The sequence below is a fragment of the Pseudomonas sp. MPR-R2A5 genome (assembly GCF_058793055.1).
Window position 1 is genome coordinate 1 of record NZ_JBXAFK010000105.1, and the last position, 3343, is coordinate 3343.

General features: G+C 64.4%; 1 protein-coding gene. It reads right to left on the minus strand.

Going from position 1 to position 3343, the window contains the following annotated elements:
- The coding region (locus AC1Q6I_RS34675) for a condensation domain-containing protein (protein WP_256581648.1) at positions 1 to 3343 on the minus strand (3343 nt) is incomplete at both ends.

Here is a 3343-nt window from a genome sequence, read left to right on the forward strand (position 1 = left end):
CCAGGCGATTGGCGCGGCGGTTCAGCTCGGCATAGCTCAACGAAACGTCACCGAAACGCAACGCTGGCGCCTGCGGTACACGCGCGACTTGCGCTTCAATCAGCTCATGCACGCAACGCTGCGACGGGTAGTCCCGTGCGGTGGCATTCCAGTCCTGCAGCACCTGCCGACGCTCGGTGATATCCAGCATCGGCAAATCGCCCAGGCGCTGTTGGCCGTCATCGACCATGGCCTGCAACAGGTTGACCAGGTGCCGGCCATAACCGTGCACGGTCGAAGCCTTGAAATAGCCATGGGCAAAACTGAAGTGCAGCGACAGGGTCTCGCCGAGGTCCACCAGCACGGTCAGCGGGTAACTCGTTTGTTCATGGGCCTTGGGCACGCCGAAGCGAATACCGCTGCCGCCGCTCTGTTCCAGGGCTTTGGACACCGGGTAGTTTTCGAACACCAGGATGTTGTCGAACAGTGCCGCCCCGCCCTGCCCGGCCCACCGTTGAATGTCATACAGGCCGGTGTGTTCATGCTCGCGCAGCGCCAGGTTCTGCGCCTGGACCGCCTGCAACCAGTCGGCCACCGTGTGTTGCCCGTCCACGGCGCAGATCACCGGCAGGGTGTTGATGAACAGGCCAAGCTGTTGCTCTACACCGGAAAGCTCCGCCGGACGCCCGGCCACGGTGGCGCCGAAAGACACCACCGCCTGGCCGCTATGGCGTTGCAGCAGAATCAACCAGGCCGCCTGCACCAGCGTATTGAGGGTGACCTTATTGCAACGTGCAAAGGCTTCCAGCCGCGCGGTCAGCGATTGCGCCAGGCTGTACCGGTAGTCGCCATAGCCGTCGATAGCGTCGGGCTGGCGGCTGCCCAGGCGAGTCGGCGTTTGCAGCGCGCTCAACTGCGCGCGCCAGAAGGCTTCAGTGGCGTCGGCATCCCGCTGTTGCAGCCAGCCAATATAGTCGCGATAGCGTCCGCCAGCCTCGGGGACGGCCACGCCGGCATAGCGTTGCAGCACTTCGCCAAACAGACGCGAGTTGCTCCAGCCATCCATCAGGATGTGGTGATAGGTGTAGATCAGCTCATGGCGCTGCTCATCGGTGCGCACCAGCAGCAAACGCAGCAGTGGCGCCTTGGCCAGGTCGAAGCCCTGGCGGCGCTGGGCACGCTGCAGGTTGTGCAGTTCCAGTTCACGTTCGGGCATGGCGCGCCAGTCCAGCACTTCGATCCGCACTGGCGCATCGCGGTACACCACCTGGCACGGCCACTCCAACTGGCCTTCCCAGAAGAACCCCGTGCGCAACACCTCATGGGCCTGCACCGTGGCCTGCCAGGCTTGCTGGAAGCGTGCCACGTCCAGGCCGTCGGCCGTGACGCGGACCTGGTTGATGTAGTCGCCCGCAGCCTGTTCATACAAGGTGTGGAACAACATGCCCTGCTGCATCGGCGACAAGGTGTAGATATCCTCCACGCCCTCGGCGGCCAGCGGCAGCGACTCCAGTTGTGCCTGGTCCAGGCGCGACAATGGGAAGTCGCAGGCGGTGAAGCCGCTGTTGCCCGGAGTGCAGCAGTGCTCTATCAGGGCCGTCAATTCGCGGGTAAACGCCTCGCTCAGCGCTTCGATCTCACGGGCCTCGAACATCAATGGGCTGAAGGTCCAACCGATCTGCAACTCACCGCCATACACCTGGCCATTGAGGGTCAACCAGTTGCTCAACGGGGTATCGGGGCTCTGCTCGGCGCCGGCAGGTTCCGACGCGGGGGCAAACAGGCCGTCCGGCTGATCAAAACTGCCGTCGAACTGGCCCAGGTAGTTGAAGGTGATACGCGGCTGCGGCAATTGGCTGAAGGCCTGGCGTGTCGACGCATCGCCCAGGTAGCGCAGCGCGCCAAAGCCCAGGCCCTTGTTGGGGATAGCACGCAGTTGCGCCTTGATCTGCTTGATCGAGCCGGCCAGGGTCGCGGCCGGGGTCAGGCGGACCGGGAACAGGCTGGTGAACCAACCCAGGGTGCGGGTCAGGTCGAGGTCGTCAAACAAGTCTTCGCGGCCATGGCCTTCAAGCTGGATCAAGCTTGAAGCGTGCCCGCTCCACTGGCAGATCACCCGTGCCAGGGCGGTCAGCAGCAGATCGTTGATCTGCGTGCGATAGGCCGTGGGTGCCTGTTGCAGCAGTTGCCGGGTGTGTTCGGCATCCAGTTGGCTGACCACGGTCTGCGCCAACCGGCCGGGGCACGCGCCTTGCGGATCGCGGCACGGCAAGTCGGTGGCCACGCCCTGCAACTGCTGTAGCCAGAAGTCTTTTTCCGCCTGCATCGAGGGGCCGCGCGCGTGGGCCTGCAAGCGCTCGGCCCAGGCCTTGAACGATGACGTCTTGGCCGGCAGCGTATGTTGGCGATACAGGCTTTGCAGGTCTTCAAGGAATACCCGCCAGGACACACCGTCCACCACCAAGTGGTGCATCACCAGCAACAGGCGCTGGGAGCCATCGGCCAACTCGGCGAGTACCGCGCGCAGCAACGGGCCATGTTGCAGGTCCAGGCTACGTTGGGCCCGTTCGCAGAGGGCCAGGAGTTCGCTGGCATCTTGTACGCGCTCGTGCCACAGCAGGCTCGCGCTCGGTGCGTCATGGCGCGCGACCCAGCCATCGGCCTGCTGGCTGAAACTCAGGCGCAGCACATCGTGATGCCGGGTGATGGCTTGCAGGGCTGCCGTCAACCGCTCGGCCTCTAGCGGCTGGCGCGGGGTCAGCAGCAGCGATTGGTTCCAGTGATGCGCGTGCGGCAGTTTTCGTTCGAAAAACAGTTGCTGGAACGGCAGCAACGGCGTCACGCCCTGCACCGGGCCCTGGTCGATCACGTGGGCGGTCTGCAACTGCGCCACGCGCGCCAGGCTGCGCACGGTCTGATGCTGGAACAGGGCCTTGGCGCTGAAGTGGATACCTTCGGCACGGGCGCGGCTGACCACCTGGATCGAGATGATCGAGTCGCCGCCGCGTTCGAAGAAATTGTCGTTCAAGCCGACGTGCTCGACCCCGAGTACTTGCGCCCAGATCGCGGCGATCCGTTGTTCCAGCGCACTTTGCGGGGCTTCGTACGGTTGCGCGGCTTCGGGTTTTGGCAGGGCCTTGCGGTCCAGCTTGCCATTAGGGCTGAGCGGCATCTGCTCCAGTCTCAGCCATTGGGCCGGGACCATGTAGTCCGGCAAATGGCTGGCCAGGTGGGCGCTCAAGACGTCACGCCAATCCTCCTCGGCGCCTTGTAGCACCAGGTAGCCAACCAGGTATTTGCCGTCGACCGCCAACACCGCGGCCTCACGCACCCAGTCGTGCTCCAGCAGGCGCGCTTCGATTTC